Origin of the sequence: Rhizobium sp. 268, from assembly GCF_036571585.1 — a bacterium.
Classification (GTDB): domain Bacteria; phylum Pseudomonadota; class Alphaproteobacteria; order Rhizobiales; family Rhizobiaceae; genus Rhizobium; species Rhizobium redzepovicii.
Window position 1 is genome coordinate 67,657 of the sequence record NZ_JAPPSO010000008.1, and the last position, 17,800, is coordinate 85,456.

General features: G+C 59.8%; 17 protein-coding genes and 1 tRNA gene. 15 read left to right on the top strand and 3 right to left on the bottom strand.

The features are described from left to right. The first annotated feature begins 39 nt into the window (after nt 1–39). The 3 genes from OS035_RS16850 (at nt 40) to OS035_RS16860 (ending at nt 3,214) form a co-directional block, all read left to right on the top strand. Complete coding sequence (locus OS035_RS16850) at nt 40–1,257, top strand: NAD(P)/FAD-dependent oxidoreductase (protein WP_097629512.1); 1,218 nt, start codon at nt 40–42, stop codon at nt 1,255–1,257. 250 nt (nt 1,258–1,507) lie between these two features. Next, nucleotides 1,508–1,598: transfer RNA gene (locus OS035_RS16855), tRNA-Ser, on the top strand. Nucleotides 1,599–2,191: 593 nt separating this feature from the next. Next, nucleotides 2,192–3,214 carry a porin gene (locus OS035_RS16860; protein WP_222134754.1) on the top strand — a complete coding sequence of 341 codons (1,023 nt, stop codon included), beginning with the start codon at nt 2,192–2,194 and terminating at the stop codon, nt 3,212–3,214. A gap of 204 nt (nt 3,215–3,418) precedes the next feature. Here the strand turns inward: OS035_RS16860 and OS035_RS16865 are convergent, their stop codons facing one another. Together OS035_RS16865 and OS035_RS16870 are read right to left on the bottom strand one after the other, a co-directional pair. Then, entirely contained in the window at nt 3,419–4,315 is an 897-nt protein-coding gene (locus tag OS035_RS16865; RefSeq protein ID WP_331813920.1) for an alpha/beta fold hydrolase, read from the bottom strand. A gap of 64 nt (nt 4,316–4,379) precedes the next feature. Continuing rightward, nucleotides 4,380–6,455, bottom strand: a complete 2,076-nt coding sequence (locus OS035_RS16870; protein ID WP_331813921.1) for a lytic transglycosylase domain-containing protein — start codon at nt 6,453–6,455, stop codon at nt 4,380–4,382. Between the two features lie 211 nt (nt 6,456–6,666). On the opposite strand from OS035_RS16870, the gene dapA reads away from it, so the two are divergent. Together dapA and smpB are read left to right on the top strand one after the other, a co-directional pair. Further along, nucleotides 6,667–7,551, top strand: coding sequence for a 4-hydroxy-tetrahydrodipicolinate synthase (gene dapA / locus OS035_RS16875; protein WP_097626841.1), 885 nt, complete (start codon nt 6,667–6,669; stop codon nt 7,549–7,551). 96 nt (nt 7,552–7,647) lie between these two features. Then, on the top strand, nt 7,648–8,127 hold the full coding sequence (gene smpB / locus OS035_RS16880; protein ID WP_012557117.1) for an SsrA-binding protein SmpB: 480 nt from the start codon (nt 7,648–7,650) through the stop codon (nt 8,125–8,127). Between the two features lie 44 nt (nt 8,128–8,171). Here the strand turns inward: smpB and OS035_RS16885 are convergent, their stop codons facing one another. Further along, the gene (locus OS035_RS16885) at nt 8,172–8,759 is read right to left on the bottom strand and encodes a LabA-like NYN domain-containing protein (protein ID WP_183781049.1); all 588 of its coding nucleotides are present in this window, start codon (nt 8,757–8,759) and stop codon (nt 8,172–8,174) included. Between the two features lie 297 nt (nt 8,760–9,056). Between OS035_RS16885 and rpoZ the strand changes: the two genes are divergently transcribed. The 10 genes from rpoZ (at nt 9,057) to OS035_RS16935 (ending at nt 17,495) form a co-directional block, all read left to right on the top strand. Then, nucleotides 9,057–9,461: a DNA-directed RNA polymerase subunit omega gene (gene rpoZ / locus OS035_RS16890; RefSeq protein ID WP_003574261.1), complete on the top strand. Its 405-nt coding sequence runs from the start codon at nt 9,057–9,059 to the stop codon at nt 9,459–9,461. 187 nt (nt 9,462–9,648) lie between these two features. Beyond that, on the top strand, nt 9,649–11,883 hold the full coding sequence (locus OS035_RS16895; protein WP_097626845.1) for a RelA/SpoT family protein: 2,235 nt from the start codon (nt 9,649–9,651) through the stop codon (nt 11,881–11,883). 193 nt (nt 11,884–12,076) lie between these two features. Continuing rightward, entirely contained in the window at nt 12,077–12,226 is a 150-nt protein-coding gene (locus OS035_RS16900; RefSeq protein ID WP_003587595.1) for a DUF3563 family protein, read from the top strand. 158 nt (nt 12,227–12,384) lie between these two features. Further along, entirely contained in the window at nt 12,385–12,975 is a 591-nt protein-coding gene (locus OS035_RS16905; protein ID WP_097626847.1) for a DUF2062 domain-containing protein, read from the top strand. 38 nt (nt 12,976–13,013) lie between these two features. Next, nucleotides 13,014–13,424: a holo-ACP synthase gene (gene acpS / locus OS035_RS16910; RefSeq protein WP_331813922.1), complete on the top strand. Its 411-nt coding sequence runs from the start codon at nt 13,014–13,016 to the stop codon at nt 13,422–13,424. A gap of 172 nt (nt 13,425–13,596) precedes the next feature. After that, nucleotides 13,597–14,340 (top strand): signal peptidase I, encoded by a 744-nt coding sequence (gene lepB / locus OS035_RS16915; RefSeq protein WP_003587590.1) that lies wholly within the window; start codon nt 13,597–13,599, stop codon nt 14,338–14,340. Further along, entirely contained in the window at nt 14,337–15,056 is a 720-nt protein-coding gene (gene rnc, locus OS035_RS16920; protein ID WP_097626851.1) for a ribonuclease III, read from the top strand. The genes lepB and rnc overlap by 4 nt, the downstream gene beginning before the upstream one ends. A 7-nt stretch (nt 15,057–15,063) precedes the next feature. Continuing rightward, the gene (gene era / locus OS035_RS16925; protein WP_097626853.1) at nt 15,064–16,005 is read left to right on the top strand and encodes a GTPase Era; all 942 of its coding nucleotides are present in this window, start codon (nt 15,064–15,066) and stop codon (nt 16,003–16,005) included. A 151-nt stretch (nt 16,006–16,156) separates the two neighbouring features. Beyond that, on the top strand, nt 16,157–16,909 hold the full coding sequence (locus OS035_RS16930; RefSeq protein ID WP_097626855.1) for a Crp/Fnr family transcriptional regulator: 753 nt from the start codon (nt 16,157–16,159) through the stop codon (nt 16,907–16,909). Nucleotides 16,910–17,009: 100 nt separating this feature from the next. Beyond that, nucleotides 17,010–17,495 (top strand): response regulator, encoded by a 486-nt coding sequence (locus OS035_RS16935; RefSeq protein ID WP_097626857.1) that lies wholly within the window; start codon nt 17,010–17,012, stop codon nt 17,493–17,495. The last annotated feature ends 305 nt before the right edge of the window (nt 17,496–17,800 follow it).

Here is a 17,800-nt window from a genome sequence, read left to right on the forward strand (position 1 = left end):
CTTGGCATGAGTGTCGGGCCTAGTTTCAGGAGTGAGATCGTGACGGATAGACTGGTGATCATCGGCGCGGGGCAGGCCGGTTTCGCAATGGCGGCAAAGCTGCGTGCCTTGAAGGACACGCGCCCGATCACCCTTATCGGCGCCGAAGACGTCGCGCCCTATCAGCGCCCGCCGCTTTCGAAGAAATACCTGCTCGGCGAAATGGCCTTCGACCGTTTGCTGTTCCGCGACGAGCACTGGTATGGCGATAATGACGTCGACCTTCGCCTTTCCACATGGGCCGAGCAGATCAAACCGGACAGCAAGCAGGTTCTGCTGCAGGACGGCTCCGTTCTCGACTACGGCACGCTGGCGCTCGCCACCGGCTCGACTCCACGCCGGCTGCCGGCCGCAATCGGCGGCGATCTCGAAGGTGTCTATGTCGCCCGCGACAAGCGCGATGCCGATCTGCTCGCCGAGGAGATGCGCCCCGGTCGCCGCGTCCTCATCATCGGTGGCGGTTATATCGGCTTGGAGGCGGCAGCCGTCGCCCGCCATCGCGGCCTTGAGGTCACCGTCATCGAGATGGCCGACCGCATCCTGCAGCGGGTCGCGGCGAAGGAGACCGCCGACATCATGCGCGGGATCCATCAGTCCCACGACGTGGTGATCCGCGAGAAGACCGGGCTCAAGCATCTGGTCGGCAAGGATGGGCGCGTTACCGGCGCCGCACTGTCCGACGGATCGGTTATCGACATCGACTTTGCCGTCGTCGGCATTGGCGTCGTGCCGAATGACCAGCTCGCCAAGGAAGCCGGCCTCGAAGTCGCCAACGGTATTGTCGTCGACGAATACGCCCGCACCTCCGATCCGGCGATCTATGCCGCCGGCGATTGCGCGGCGCTTCCCTGGCAGGGGGGCCGCATCCGGCTCGAATCGGTGCAGAATGCCGTCGACCAGGCCGAAGCGGCGGCAGCGGTCATTGCCGGTGGCAGCGAGCCCTATGATCCGAAGCCATGGTTCTGGTCCGACCAGTATGATGTCAAGCTGCAGATCGCCGGCTTCAATCTCGGTTATGACGAAACGCTGCTGCGCCCCGGCGCTCGCGAAGGCGCCCATTCCATCTGGTACTTCCGGGAAGGCCTGCTGATCGCCGTCGATGCCATCAACGACGCCAAAGCCTATGTGACCGGCAAAAAGCTGCTGGAATCCGGGACTAACCCCGACAGATCGATTCTCGCCGACCCCTCTACCGATCTCAAGCGCCTGCTCGGGTGAGTCGGGAGCCCATTCCGCAAGGAATGGCCCCTGCGGGGACGCCGTGTTGGGATCGCCGCTCCTATCGGACGCTGGACGGCAAAGCTCAGCTTCGTCGTCGAAGAACGAAGCGCGATCAAATTTCCCCGATCACGCCTGCAAATGCGGTCTGTTTACGCAACCGTCCGAAATGCCAGCCACTGCATTTCTTCTGGTGAAACCTGAAAAAACCCTTGCATTCACAGACCGGTCACCATAGTTAGGCCGCACCGGAGAGGTGGCCGAGTGGTCGAAGGCGCTCCCCTGCTAAGGGAGTATACGTCAAAAGCGTATCGTGGGTTCGAATCCCATCTTCTCCGCCACTTTGATTTTTCCCAGCTCAGTTCAATCCTTATCGTGCGGCAGCGAATAACCTGCGCTTAGGCGGTTATGTCTCGTGGTCGCTGGACGGTCATGCGCCACGGCGCGTAATGAGAAAATCGCTTCGCCTCGAACGGGAGAATCGCCAGCAGGGAATCACTCGCCGCTCCCATGCCCCCCGGCAGGCAGCGAAACCGGATCTGTGCATGTCCGGTTACGCTTGCAGCAGTGGTGATATCCCTTCAGCATCCGGATTTCGTCAAGAAAGCGTCGAAAATGTGCGGCGCAGCCGATGTCCAGTTCACTGTCGCTCCCACTTAAGCCGCCGCAAAATCAGGGTTTTCTTAACAAAGCATAAAGGAAATCGAGGCCGGCTGCCCCACTTGTGTCCTTTGAGCAACAGAAAGTCGGGAAGGCTCCCTCAAACCCCCCATCCGAGTAAGTTGGTGATTGCGTGACGGCTTCCGTCTTGTATTTTCAGCGTCGGAAGCCAGGGCGACTGATCGTCCACTTCTTGCAACACGGGAATGGGGCAGGGAACGCTGCTCAGCGAAAGATCCCAAACCCGATCGAAACTTTGAATTGGAGGTCATTTATGAACATCAAGAGCCTTCTTCTCGGCTCCGCTGCTGCTCTCGCAGTAGTTTCCGGTGCTCAGGCTGCTGACGCTATCGTTGCTGCCGAGCCGGAACCGGTTGAATACGTCCGCGTCTGCGACGCTTACGGCACCGGCTATTTCTACATCCCGGGCACCGAAACCTGCCTCAAGATCGAAGGCTACATCCGTTTCCAGGTCGACGTTGGTGATCAGCCGCTCAATGGCTCGGTCAGCAACGATTCGGATTGGGATGCCAAGACCCGCGGTCAGGTTCAGTTCACGGCCAAGAGCGACACCGAGTACGGTCCGCTGACCGGCGTCATCGTCATGCAGTTCAATGCTGACAACGCCTCGGATCAGGACGCCATCCTCGACTCCGCTTACCTCGACGTCGCGGGCTTCCGCGCCGGTCTGTTCTACAGCTGGTGGGACGATGGTCTCTCGGGTGAAACCGACGACATCGGCTCGATCGTAACGCTGCACAACTCCCTCCGCTATCAGTACGAAAGCGGCACCTTCTACGCCGGCATCAGCGTCGACGAACTGGAAGACGGCTTCTACAAGACGGACGAAGAGCCGAACAACGTCGGCGTTGCCTTCGGCGTTGGCGGCACTGCCGGCGCGTTCAGCTACCAGATCACCGGCGGCTGGGACTTCGACAACGAAGACGGCGCTGTCCGTGCAATGGGTACGGTTGAAATCGGTCCCGGTACGCTCGGCCTCGCTGCCGTATACTCTTCCGGCCCGAACTCCTACTACTCCGCAGCTGAATGGGCTGTCGCTGCCGAATACGCAATCAAGGCAACCGACAAGCTCAAGATCACTCCTGGCGTCCAGTACTACGGTGACTACTACGTTGCTGGCGACGACTTCAGCGATGGCGATGCCTGGAAGGTCGGTCTGACGGTTGATTACCAGATCGTCGACAACTTCTACGCCAAGGCTTCGGTTCAGTACCTCGATCCGGAAGATGCAGACGACTCCACTTCGGGCTACTTCCGCCTGCAGCGCTCGTTCTAATCTGATCTGACTTCGGTCAATCAGGAAAGCCCGGCTCTCTGAGCCGGGCTTTTTGCTTTGGGTCGAACGCACCTGTTGCCCGCCGCCCGGCTTCGATGAGGCCGATGTATGCCGCTCAGACGCGTGTCGCGGTTCCAAGACAACGACATGCATCAAAACAACGCGCGAAAGCGCGTCGTTTGAATCAAATTAATGCGGCGGGCTTTATCGGCAGGAGGCGAGAAAAGCTCGAATAGCCGTGGGGATATCGCCGTGATGCAGGAGGGGGGCATGGCCTTGCCCTTCTGCAGCATGCAGGATCAAACTCGGATGCCGGCGGGCCATTTCATCGGCCGTCTCCTTTGAGAGCAGAGACGTGTTTTCGCCGCGGATCAGCATCAGCGGAAATCGGCACAGGCTGTCGAATTGCGCCCAGAGATCAGGCAGTGGCTGGCTGAGATCGACCGATTTTAGTGCCTCCGCGATCGCTGGATCGAAGTCGGCGACCGGTCTTCCGCCGACGTCGCGATAAAGAGCAAGCGCCATCTCGCGCCAGTCTTCCTCTTCAAGCGCCGTAAACGACGCGCCATGATTTTCCTTCACGATATCGGCCGCCGCGTGCCAGTCTTCAGGCCTTCTGCCGCTGTTTAGATAGTCGCGGATCCGCGCCAGCCCCTCGGCCTCAACCACGGGGCCGATATCGTTGAGGATGACGGCTTCGAGAAGATCCGGCCGTGTCGCTGCAATCAGATGCAGGATCAGCCCGCCTCGCGACGTGCCGATGAAGATCGCCCGCTCGACGCCGAGGGTCGCGCAGGCGGTGACGATGTCGCCGGCCTCTATAGCGAGATTGTAGTTCGCCTTGTTCTCATCCAACGCCGACTTTCCCCGTCCGCGCGAATCGAGCGCGATGACTTGGCGCGGTGCTGTCATGTCCCGGGAGAGAAGCAGCGCAAGCGGGTGAAAATCCCGCGTATTGCGGGTCAGGCCGGGCAGGCAGATGACTGGCAGCCGCCCCCCGCTTGCCGTTTCGCCCGGCTGATAGTCGCGGGCATAAAGCGTCAGCCCGTCGGAAGAGGTGTAAAATCGTTCCTGGAAACCGCCCGCATCCGTATCCGGCATCGCATCCCTCGAGGGTTGTTGATCCCGAAGATGTAGCCTGCTTTTCGAGCCGCGCCAAACAGCGTCAGGAGGCGCTGCGTCCGCCGATGAGGTCACGCTCGATATCGGTCGACTGGCCGAGGCGGGCCTTATAGACCTCGTAATTCTCCATCACCCGCTGGACGTAGTTCCTCGTTTCGGGGAAGGGGATGCGCTCGATCCAGTCGACGATCTCGTCGATCGATTTGCCGCGCGGATCGCCGTAGCGGCCGATCCATTCCGGTACCCGCTTGGGCCCGGCATTATAGGCGATGAAGGTGAGGATATAGGAGCCGCCAAAGGCGTCGATCTGCTCGCCGAGATAATGCGCGCCGAGTGTGGCGTTATAACCGGCGTCGGCCGTCAGCTTGTCTTTCGAATAGGCGATGTTGTGGCGCTTGGCCACCGCCTGGGCCGTTCCCGGTAGAAGCTGCAGCAGGCCGCGTGCGTTCGCCGCCGAAACGGCGGCCGGGTTGAAGGCGCTTTCCTGCCGGGCGATGGCATAGGCGAGTGCCTTGCCGGAGCCTGAAATATTGGCATTCGCCGGGATGACGCCGACCGGAAAAGCGAGCGCTGCGACATCGATGCCGCGTCCATAGGCGATCTTGCCGATCTGCAGCGACAGATGATGATCGCCGGATTGCTCGGCCTGTGCCGCAAGCACGGCCAGTTCACCGGGGCTCTGCAGTTGGTCGGCGAGCGCGAGATAGAGAATGTCGGCCCGCCATCCATGGCCTGCGGCTTCCAGCCGGGCGATTGCCTGGACGGCTTCGCGTGCCTGGAAGTTTTGCCGGTCGGCCGTGCTCGGCGACGGATAGGTAACGTTCAGCGTCTTTCGCCCCAACCGTTCTGCTGCGAGCTGGCCATAGAAGGTGCCGGGAAACGTTGCAGCCTTCGCATAGAATTCACTGGATTTGCCAGGACCGCCGGCCTCCGCCGCTCGTCCCAGCCAATACCATGCGCGTGAAACCGAGATCGGTCCGTTCGATGTCTGCAGGATTTTGCGGAAGTGTTTTTCCGCCGTTGCCGGATCCTGCAGACCGCGCAGCGCGTACCACCCGGCATGGAATTCAGCCTCGACGATATCCGTCGGGCTGGTTGCGGCGTAGTTTGCGACGATGCGATAAGCGGGCTTGAATTGTCCCTGGTCGACGAGGCCACGGCTGACGATGCGCTGCTCGTTCCACCATTCGCCGGAATTGACGAGCTCGCTGCGCTCGGGCGGCATCTGTTCCAGCAGTGCCGCTGCCTCGGCATATTTGTCCTGCTTGCGCAGATATTCGATCCGCGCAAACAGCAGCCCGGCATCGCTGCGCCATCTCGCATCGACGGCGTTAAGCAGCGCGCCGGCGTTGCCGGCTTTTGCGTCGACAGCGGACCATGCCTTGTAGAGCGACTGCGCCTCGCCCATGTCGCCGAAGCGCTTGGCCTGCGCCACCCGGCCGCGATACATCAGATAGTCCATGCGTGCCTTATGGTCGGCCGGCGTCAACAGCGCGGAAAATTCGATGAGGATCTTGTCCTCGGTCGCCTTGTCGAGAGCCTCACCGCGCCAGACTTTGCGGATATATTTAGCCGCCTGCGCCTGTTTGCCTGTTGCAACCAGCGCCCGTCCGAGGATGACGGCGCCCTGCATCGTCTCAGGCGCGGTATCGCCAAAGGCGGCCAGCACGGCTGATGGGGCGGGGTTTTCGTCATAGAGCGCGCGTTCGGAATAGGCACGCAGCCGCGACAGGCCCGGCCAACTCTTGAGCTCCTGCGCAGCACTGGCGATTTCATAGGAGGGAACGCCCTTCAATCCGGAAACGGCGATCGCCCAGGTGAGGATATGGCGATCGAGCGCACCGTCTCGCATATTGTCGCGGATCGACAGCGCCAGCAGCGGGTCCTTGTCGGAAAGTGCGTCGAGGCCGGCTTTCAGGTCGCCGTTGACGGGTGCGACGGCCAGATTGCGCGGAATAGCGCCTGTTGTGATCGATTCCGGCATGGCTGTCTCGGGGATGAAGCCGAGCGGCTTGACAGCGGGCATGGCCGTGCTCTCGCCGGCAAGCGGCGACGCTACGCTGCTCCACGCAGCGGCAACAAAGCCGAAGGCGGACAGAATCAGGACAGCTTTCTTCATCCGGGATCTCGCAACGAAAACACGCCCTGCCATTTGGCTAGAGGCATCTTAACGAAACCTTACCGTACCAGGTAAAATTCATTCACATCTGCTATCGGAATTTGCCCTAACCGAACTCTACGCGCTTGTCGCGACGATTTCGGCGCTCTATGGTGCGCAAAATATTCATGGAATGCGGCCGAAGCAAGGATTTGGTCGTGAGGAGCTTTGCATGTTCAATGGGTCCATTCCCGCCCTCGTCACCCCCTTCACCGATGCCGGATTGATCGACGAAGACAGTTTCGCCGCGCACGTCGACTGGCAGATCAAGGAGGGCAGCAGCGGTCTCGTTCCTGTCGGCACGACGGGCGAATCCCCGACGCTGTCGCATGCCGAGCACAAACGGGTGGTGGAACTGTGCATCGAAGTTGCCGCAAAGCGCGTTCCCGTCATGGCCGGCGCCGGCTCGAACAACACAGGTGAGGCGATCGAGCTTGCCCAGCATGCCGAAAAGGTCGGCGCCGACGCTGTTCTGGTCGTCACGCCTTATTACAACAAGCCGACGCAAAAGGGTTTGATCGCGCATTTCTCGGCGATTGCCGAGGCCGTCGATCTGCCGATCTATATCTACAATATCCCCGGCCGCTCGGTGGTCGACATGACGCCGGAAACGATGGGTGCGCTTGCCAAGGCGCATGGCAATATCGTCGGCGTCAAGGATGCGACGGGCAAGATCGAGCGCGTTTCCGAACAGCGCATCACCTGCGGCAAGGATTTCCGGCAATTGTCCGGCGAGGACGCGACGGCGCTCGGCTTCAACGCCCATGGCGGCGTCGGCTGTATTTCGGTCACGGCCAATGTCGCTCCGCGCCTCTGCGCCGATTTCCAGGCGGCGACGCTGAAAGGCGACTATGCCGGCGCGCTGGAATATCAGGATCGGCTGATGCCGCTGCACAAGGCGATCTTCCTCGAACCCGGTCTCTGCGGCGCCAAATACGGGCTCTCGCGGCTTGGTCGGATGAGCCGCAACGTCCGCTCGCCGCTGCTGTCGACGCTGGAGCCGGCAACGGAAGCGGCGATCGATGCGGCGCTACGCCATGCCGGGCTGCTGAACTGAGCAGACCGGCCGTCTTCACAAGGCCGGGTCGTTCCCCTACATAGAGGGCAAGCAATGAGGGCGCGGCTTTTCCCGCGCCTCGAAGGGAATATTGTCATGGCCCCCAAAGGCAGCCAGCGCGTGGTGAACAAGGTCGTGGCGGAAAACCGCAAGGCCCGCTTCAACTACGAGATCATCGATACCTACGAGGCCGGCCTCGTGCTGATGGGCACGGAGGTCAAGTCGCTGCGTGAGGGAAAGGCCAATATCGCCGAATCCTATGCGTCGGACGAGGGCGGCGAGATCTGGCTGATCAACTCCTATCTGCCGGAATATCTGCAGGCGAACCGCTTCAATCACGAGCCGCGCCGGCGCCGCAAGCTGCTGCTATCGGGCCGTGAGATTCACCGCCTGCGCTCTGCCGTCAACCGCGAGGGCATGACGCTGATTCCGTTGAAGATCTATTTCAACGACCGCGGCCGGGCGAAGATGGAACTGGCGCTCGCCAAGGGTAAGAAATTGCACGACAAGCGCGAGTCCGAGAAGGAGCGCGATTGGAACCGGCAGAAGAGTCGCCTGCTGAAGGATAATGGCTAAGCTCGACGCTTGGGATTGCCGTTTCGCACGGCAATCCTCCCGGCTCACTCCTCGAAATCGCTGGCCGGGGCGGCGACGACTTCGACCTGGCGTGGCGCCCGATCCGCGGGATCACGACCGATTTCAGCCTTCAAAGACAAGAGATCGATGAAGTGGTCGGCCTGACGGCGCAGGTCGTCGGCGATCATCGGCGGCTGCGTAGCCATCGTCGAGATCACCGAGACCTTGCGGCCTCTGCGCTGTAGCGCCTCGACCAGGTTGGTGAAGTCGCCGTCGCCCGAGAAGATGACGAGATGATCGACTGTTTCGGACTGTTCCATGGCGTCGATCGCAAGCTCGATGTCCATGTTGCCCTTGATTTTTCGGCGGCCCATGGAATCCGTAAATTCCTTCGCGGGCTTGGTGACGACTTTATAGCCGTTATAGTCGAGCCAATCGATCAGCGGCCGGATCGAGGAATATTCCTGATCTTCGATCAGAGCGGTATAATAGTAGGCCCGCAGGAGATAGCCGCGTTTCTGAAATGCTTTCAAGAGCTTGCGGTAATCTATGTCGAAACCGAGGCTCTTGGATGCAGCGTAGAGGTTGGCGCCGTCAATGAAGAGTGCAATTTTTTCGCGTGGGTCAAACATCGCCTACCAATCCAATGAGAGCAATCGAAATCCGCGGGACCAAAATCCAATAAAATCAATGATTTGTGTTTTGATTTTTGCCCTGATCCATACTTTAACAATTATTCATATATGAAAGACTTAGGGCACGATTCGGCATATTCCAAGCAACCCAAGGTGGAATTGAGGCATTCTCCATGGAAATTTAGTTCAGCCACTTATAAAGACGAGGGCGGCCGGAATGAAAAACTTGTAATTGCCCGGTTTTAATTGTATCGGGCGTGCTAATCCCGAAATGACGACCGTAAAGGACAGGCAATGGCCCGTGTCACAGTTGAAGATTGCATCGACAAGGTGGAGAACCGCTTCGAGCTGGTTCTGCTCGCCAGCCACCGCGCCCGGCTGATTTCCCAAGGCGCCTCGATCACCATCGATCGCGACAACGACAAGAACCCGGTCGTCGCCCTGCGCGAAATCGCCGACGAGACGCTTTCGCCCGATGACCTCAAGGAAGATCTGATCCATTCGCTGCAGAAGCATGTCGAAGTCGACGAGCCCGAGCCAGATCCGGCCAGCATGATCGCCGCCGGCGGTGTCGCCGCAGCCGACAGCGAAGAGCAGGACGATCTTCCTGAGACGATCACTTTCGACCAGATGTCGGAAGAAGAGCTGCTTGCCGGCATCGAAGGCCTTGTGCCGCCCGAAAAGAGCGACGACTACTAAGCACGCAGACTGATCTCCGACCGTATGTAATCCAGGTCGCAGCCGAACCGGAAAAGTTTCATGCGATGCGAAAGAGCGATGATTACCAATCGTCAATCTTGCGCCTTTATTGCTTAGGCATATTATTGCCCATGTGTGCGCCAATCGTTGATTGGCGCGCTTTTATTTTTACCGGAGTGGCTTTGGAATGATGCGGCAGTACGAGCTCGTGGAGCGGGTTCAGCAATACAAGCCCGATGCCAATGAAGCGCTGCTGAACAAAGCCTATGTCTACGCCATGCAGAAGCACGGCCAGCAAAAGCGCGCGAGCGGCGATCCCTATATTTCCCATCCGCTCGAAGTCGCCGCCATCCTCACCGACATGCACCTCGATGAATCGACGATCGCCGTCGCGCTGCTGCACGATACGATCGAGGATACGACGGCGACCCGCGCCGAGATCGACGAACTCTTCGGCGAGGATATCGGCCGCCTGGTCGAGGGCCTGACCAAGATCAAGAAACTCGATCTCGTCACCAAGAAGGCCAAGCAGGCGGAAAACCTGCGCAAGCTGCTGCTGGCCATATCAGACGATGTGCGCGTGCTGCTGGTCAAGCTTGCCGACCGCCTGCACAATATGCGCACCCTCGATCATATGTCGGCCGACAAGCGGGCCCGCATCTCCGAGGAGACGATGGAAATCTATGCGCCGCTCGCCGGCCGCATGGGCATGCAGGATATGCGCGAGGAGCTCGAAGAGCTCTCCTTCCTGCATATGAACCCGGAAGCCTACGACACCGTCACCAAAAGGCTGGAAGAGCTTTCCAAGCGCAATGAAGGCATCGTCAAGAAGATCGAGGCGGAACTTCGCGACCTGCTCGTCGCCAGCGGCCTGACGAGCGCCTATGTCAAGGGCCGGCAGAAAAAGCCTTATTCGGTCTTCCGCAAGATGCAGTCGAAATCGCTTTCCTTCGAGCAGCTTTCCGATGTGTACGGTTTTCGGCTCATCGTCGAAGACATCCCGTCCTGTTACCGGGCGCTCGGCATTGTCCACACCCGCTGGCGCGTCGTGCCCGGGCGCTTCAAGGATTATATCTCGACGCCGAAGCAGAACGATTACCGCTCGCTGCACACCACGATCGTCGGTCCTTCCAGCCAGCGCATCGAACTGCAGATCCGCACCAAGCGCATGCATGAAATCGCCGAATTCGGCATCGCCGCCCACACGCTTTACAAAGACGGCGCCACCAATGCCGACGGCGACATCCTGTCGCGTGAATCCAATGCCTATTCCTGGCTGCGCCATACGATCGAGGCGCTGGCCGAGGGCGACAGTCCGGAAGAATTCCTCGAGCACACCAAGCTCGAACTCTTCCAGGACCAGGTCTTTTGCTTCACGCCGAAGGGCAAGCTGATTGCCCTGCCGCGCGGCGCCACCCCGATCGATTTCGCCTATGCAGTGCACACCAATATCGGCGATACCACGGTGGGCGCCAAGATCAACGGCCGCATCATGCCGCTGGTGACGCGGCTTGCCAACGGTGACGAGGTCGAGATCATCCGCTCCGGCGTGCAGGTTCCGCCCGCCGCCTGGGAAGAGATCGTCGTCACCGGCAAGGCGCGCGCCGCCATCCGCCGCGCCACCCGCATGGCGATCCGCAAGCAATATGCCGGCCTCGGCCACCGCATTCTCGAGCGCACCTTCGACAGGGCCGGCAAGATCTTCTCACGCGAGGCGATGAAGCCGGCGCTGCATCGTCTCGGCCAGAAGGATGTCGAGGATGCGATCGCCGCCGTCGGCCGCGGCGAGATGTCCTCGCTCGACGTGCTGCGCGCCGTCTATCCCGACCATCAGGATGAGCGCGTCACGGTAAAACCCTCGGGCGACGACGGCTGGTTCAACGTCCGCAGCGCGGCCGGCATGATCTTCAAGATCCCCGGCAAGACTAAGCCCGGTCTCGACGGCGGCCATTCGGACATCGACACCGACGCCGATATCGGGCCGATCCGCGGCCTGTCCGGCAATGTCGACGTCAAGTTCGCGTCGACAGGCGCGGTTCCCGGCGATCGCATCGTCGGCATCATGGACCAGAGCAAGGGCATCACCATCTACCCGATCCAGTCGCCGAGCCTGCAGCGCTTCGACGATCAGCCTGACCGTTGGATCGACGTCCGTTGGGATCTCGACGAAGCCAACAAGTCGCGTTTCATGGCGCGCATCATGGTGAACGGCCTGAATGAGCCCGGCACTCTGGCCAAGGTCGCCCAGACGGTTGCCGGCCTCGACGTCAATATCCGCTTGCTGAATACGGTGCGGGTCGCGGCGGATTTCACCGAAATGATGCTTGAGGTCGAGGTCTGGGATCTGCGTCAGCTCAATCAGCTGCTCGCCCAGATGAAGGAACTGGATTGCATTGCCACGGTCCGACGGCTCTACGAGTAAGTTTTTGTTAAGGTCGCAGGAATTTAAGCGCAGAATTGCACATTTTATGATCGTTTTGTGGTGAGGGTGGTACGCTAAAAAGGCAAGCAATGCATTGTGCGCATGGCTGTCTCCATGTTGCGGCTGTAGTAATTAGCCCAGGCCGAGCCTATCTTCTGGTCATCGAAACGCAAACAGAAGATGAGACAAGACAATGTTTGATCCTATCAGGAAAATCGCTCGCGCCCTCCGCGCTCCGACCACGCAGGAACGTGAAATGGCATATCTCAACGGCTCGTTCGATCGTATTGATCTCGAGTTTCGCCAGCGCCAGGTCGACCGCGGTCTGTTCCGCACACGTTGATACTGAACTTTCTACTTCAGACGAGTGAGGGACGTTATGCATAACGGACGCCCCTCGGCATGACAAAGCTCTTCTCTGCTGCGAGGACTGAGCTGTTTTTTCGGCGGTATCATTCGCCGCTCTTGTCATGGTCATGTGCGCTGCACTAAATACCGGCCATGTTGTTTCGCCGTCGCAAGCCCGCGGGATTCAAGGAAAAGATGCGAGAGCTTCTATGGCCCCGCAAAGGTTTCCTTCGCCCGCTCCGTTACCTCACAATGCGCATCCTGCGCCTGAGCGCTTCGCCGCATGCGGTTGCGGCTGGCGTCGCTGCCGGTGTCTTCGTGTCGTGGACGCCGTTTATCGGTGTGCATTTCGTCATGGCCTTCGTCATCACCTATTTTCTCTCCGGCAGTATGGTGGCCGCGGCGCTGGGTTGCGCGGCCTTCGGCAACCCGCTGACCTATCCGTTCATCTGGGGCATCACCTGGGAGATCGGACATCTGCTGCTGAGCCGTGAGGATCATATGGCTGGTCAGGCGGTGGATCTGGCCGCCCTCTTTCACAGGCTGAACTTCACCGAATTGTGGAGGCCGGTGCTGGAGCCGATGCTCGTCGGCGCCATTCCGCCGGGGATCGTCACCTCCGTTGCGCTCTATGCGCTGACATTCTACACCGTGAGGGGTTTTCAGACGCGCCGCCACACACGGCTGCTGGAGCGGGCGCGCCTGCGTCTGGCCGGCCCGGCCGGCGACATGCCGAGCGTATGAACCTGATCAAGAACTCTTAAGCGACGGAAGGTTCCGGCATGATCATCGGCATTGGCAGCGATCTGATCGACATTCGCCGCGTCGAGAAATCCATTGAGCGCTTCGGCGAGCGCTTCACCAATCGCTGCTTCACCGAGATCGAGCGCGCCCGTTCCGACCGCCGGGCAAATCGCGGCGCCTCCTATGCCAAGCGTTTCGCGGCCAAGGAGGCTTGTTCCAAGGCGCTCGGCACCGGCATAGCCCAGGGCGTCTTCTGGAAGGATATGGGCGTCGTCAACCTGCCGAGCGGCAAGCCGACCATGGTTTTGTCGGGCGCTGCCGCTGTGATCCTCGAATCGATGCTGCCTGCGGGCCACAGGCCCGCCATTCATTTGACAATAACGGATGATTATCCCTTGGCACAGGCCTTCGTGATTATCGAGGCATTGCCCGAGAACCTCTGGTCGTGACCTCGGGAGCGTTGATCGCGACCTCGGGAGCTGCCGATCGCGACCTCGGGAGCTGTCGATCGCGACCTCTCGTCGCTTTTGACGTTGTCACCATTGCCGCAACCGGCCGAAGTCGCTAGAGAGAACGTCAGAAGAATTGCGCCGCCGCGGCGTCTTGAAGGAATAAGACTGCGTGTCCGAAAAAGTCGAAGCCAAGCCGAACGCCCTCTGGGAAAATATCAAAGTCATCATCCAGGCGCTGATTTTGGCGATGGTGATCCGTACGGTGCTATTCCAGCCCTTTACAATTCCGTCCGGTTCGATGATGCCGACACTGCTCGTCGGCGACTACATCTTCGTCAATAAGTTCGCTTACGGCTATTCGAAATATTCGCTGCCCTTCTCGCCTGATATTTTCAGCGGCCGCCTGTTCGGCGCCGATCCGAAGCGCGGCGATATCGTCGTATTCCGCTTCCCGCCGAACCCCGAGATCGATTACATCAAGCGCTGCATCGGCCTGCCGGGCGACCATATCCAGGTCACAGACGGAGTGCTCTACGTTAACGGCAAACCCGTTCCGAAGGTAGCGGACGGTACCTTCACGTCGGATTACAAGCTCGATCCGGGCGCGGATGTGCCGGTGTTCCGCGAAACGCTCGACAATGGCAAGACTTACGACACGCTCGATCAGTCTCCCGTGTCGCGCGGCGATAACACCCGCGAATTCATCGTGCCGGAAGGCCATTATTTCATGATGGGCGACAACCGCGACAACTCGCTCGACAGCCGCTTCGACGTCGGCTTCGTGCCTGCGGAAAATCTTGTCGGCCGCGCCAGCGTCATCTTCTTCTCGCTCGGCAACGATACCTCCTTCCGCGAAATCTGGAAGTGGCCGACGAACATGCGCTGGGATCGCCTCTTCAAGGTTGTTGAATGAGCAAGGCGCAGACGCTTTCTGCGGCAGACCGCGCAAAGCTTGAAGGCCTGATCGGTCACGACTTCACCGAAAAGGAACGCCTGGACCGGGCGCTGACCCATGCGAGCGCCCGCACCGAGAAGGGCGGCAACTACGAACGGCTGGAATTCCTCGGCGACAGGGTTCTCGGGCTCTGCATCGCCGAGCTTCTGTTCCGCACCTTCGGCACGGCGGGGGAAGGCGAGCTCTCGGTTCGTTTGAACCAGCTGGTCAGCGCCGAAACCTGTGCTGCGGTCGCCGACGAACTCAATCTTCATCTTTATATCCGCACCGGCGCCGACGTGAAGAAATTGACCGGCAAGCGGATGATGAACGTGCGCGCCGACGTGGTCGAAAGCCTGATCGCCGCGATCTATCTCGACGGCGGCCTCGAAGTTGCCCGCCGCTTCATCCTGCGCTACTGGCAGGGCAGGGCGGTCAGGGCCGATGGCGCCAAGCGCGACGCCAAGACTGAGCTGCAGGAATGGTCGCACGCGAAATTCGGCGTCACACCAAACTACCGGGTTGATGAACGCAGCGGACCGGATCATGATCCGCGCTTCAAGGTGACGGTGGAAGTTGCTGGCATAAAGCCGGAAACCGGCGTAGAGCGGTCGAAGCGTGCCGCCGAACAGGTTGCGGCGACGAAGATGCTTGAGCGCGAAGGCATTTGGCAGCAATCGCCTGCCGGAAACTGACGGGACAATGACACAAGAAGAAGATATCGCGGCCGAAGCTACCGCAGAAACCAGTGGTCCGACGCATTCGGGCTTTGTCGCGCTGATCGGGCCGACCAATGCCGGCAAGTCGACACTGGTGAACCGCCTGGTCGGCGCCAAGGTCTCGATCGTCAGCCATAAGGTCCAGACGACACGTGCCATCGTTCGCGGCATCGCGATCCACGACAACGCCCAGATCGTCTTCATGGATACACCCGGTATCTTCAAGCCGCGCCGCCGGCTCGACCGCGCCATGGTGACCTCGGCCTGGGGCGGCGCGAGGGATGCCGATCTGATCGTGCTGCTGATCGACAGCGAGCGCGGCCTGCGCGGCGATGCCGAAGCCATTCTCGAAGGCCTCAAGGAAGTCCGGCAGCCGAAGATCCTGCTGCTCAACAAGATCGACCGCGTCAACCGCGAGGATCTGCTGGCCCTCGCGGCCGCTGCCAATGAAAAGATCGCCTTCGATCGCACCTTCATGATATCGGCCGAAAACGGGTCCGGCTGCGACGATGTCATGGATTATCTGGCTGCGACGCTGCCGGAGGGGCCGTGGTATTATCCCGAAGACCAGATTTCAGATCTGCCGATGCGCCAGCTCGCCGCCGAGATCACCCGCGAGAAGCTGTTCCTGCGGTTGCACCAGGAGCTTCCCTACGCCTCGCATGTCGAAACGGAGAAGTGGGAAGAGCGCAAGGATGGCTCGGTACGTATCGAGCAGGTGATCTATCTTGAGCGCGACAGCCAGAAGAAGATCGCGCTCGGCAAGGGTGGTGAAACTATCAAGGCGATCTCGACGGCTTCCCGCAAGGAATTGTCGGAGATCCTCGAGCAGCCGGTCCATCTCTTCCTGTTCGTCAAGGTTCGCGAGAATTGGGGTGATGATCCCGAACGGTTCCGCGAAATGGGTCTCGATTTCCCGAAATAAGGGGTGGCAAGAATTTGCTTATTCGGCTGCCAGCCCCTTGTTTTCAAATAAAAAAACCGCATCTCTCACGGAACAATTCGGTAACTTGTGCATTCCTTCATGAACGGCGCGCCAAAGACGGCGTGCCTGTTTTGCGACGGCAGGGGCGGGCATGGTGACGTCGAGAACGATCAATTCCTTCAAGACTCCTTGCCAGCAATGTCCTTTGCGGCCCCTGCCGCATTTCCGGGAATTCAGCCGCGACGAACTGGAATTCGTTTCCAATTTCAAGAGAGGTGAACTTGCCGTCGATGCCGGCTCCACCATCCTCGTCGAGGGTGCGCACAGCGCCCATCTTTTCACCGTGCTTGCCGGTTGGGGCTTTCGCTACAAGATGCTGGAGGATGGGCGCCGCCAGATACTGAATTATATCATGCCGGGCGATCTGGTCGGCCTGCAGGGAACGATCGCCGGCGAGATGCAGCATTCCGTCGAAGCGCTTTCACCGGTTTCTCTCTGCGTCTTCGAGCGCGACAGGCTGATGACGCTCTATAACAAACACCCCTCGCTTGCCTTCGACATCACCTGGATCGCGGCGCGCGAGGAGCGAATCTTGGATGAACACCTGCTCAGCATCGGCCGTCGCACGGCGTTGGAAAGAGCAGCCTATCTGATCGCTTTCCTGTTTGAGCGCGGCCGGAAGCTTAATCTCTTCAATGGCCGCCAATTCATCCCCATCACCCAGCAACACATTGCCGATACGCTCGGCCTTTCCATCGTCCACACCAACAAGACCTTGAAAAAGCTCGGTGAACGTGGGTTGATCCGCTGGCAGGAGCGCGGCTGCGAGGTTCTGAACGGCGAGGAACTGATGGCGATTGCTGGCTGGGAAGGGCTCGGAGAAAGCAAACGTCCCTTCATCTAGTCCCGGCCTTATGTCTTTTTTAAATGCGCATTAGCATCAGGGAAAATAAGCTCGGTCGTCGTCTTTCCTCCGATTTGATTCTTATCGACCGGGCAGAAAAATGGTTCATTCAGAAATGGTGGCGGAATTCACCGACAGCGTGCCATGCGGGGCACCGGAGGGCATTGATGTTGGCGAAACAGCCGGGGCGCTGCGACTGCCGCCCGACGGAGGGCGGGCAATCATGAGCGCAATCCGTGTTCTGGTTCTTGAAGACAGCCTGATTATCGCGATGGAGGCGGAGGACATTTTGCGCCTGGCCGGCGTCGAGAATATCGATATCGTCGGCAGTGTGGAGCAGGCGAGGGCTGCCATCACTGCGGAGACCTATGATTTCGCGCTTCTCGACGTCAATCTCGGCGAGGGCATGAGCTTCGGATTTGCTCGTCATCTTCTCGATCTCGGCATTCCCTTCGGCTTTGTCAGCGGTTATTCCGATACCGGCGATTTCCCGCCGGACTTGCAGCACATTCCGCTTCTGGTGAAGCCTTTCGACGAAACGGCGATGCGTCAATTCCTGCTGAGGTTATTCCCCGCCGTTGCCTGACGCGGTCCAGGACAGCAGCTAGGCCTTTTCCATTTTCGGCATCATGTTCTAGAGCCTTTCCTGGTTAGATTGAAGCATTCTGCCGGAGCAGGTTTTCGTCAGGGCAGAGGCGATTGGCGACGGGCCTACCTCTTGGTACGGCCGAGCCGATCGCCTCTGATCCTGGCGGAAAGATGCCCGGCCCTTCGGGTTGGCTGAAACGGGCCGGCTGATCGACCGGCCGGCTTGGGCGTAAAGCCGGGCTACGACGCGCCGGCCGGTCGACCATCCGACTCCGTTTGAGCCAACAGAATGCTTCAATCTAA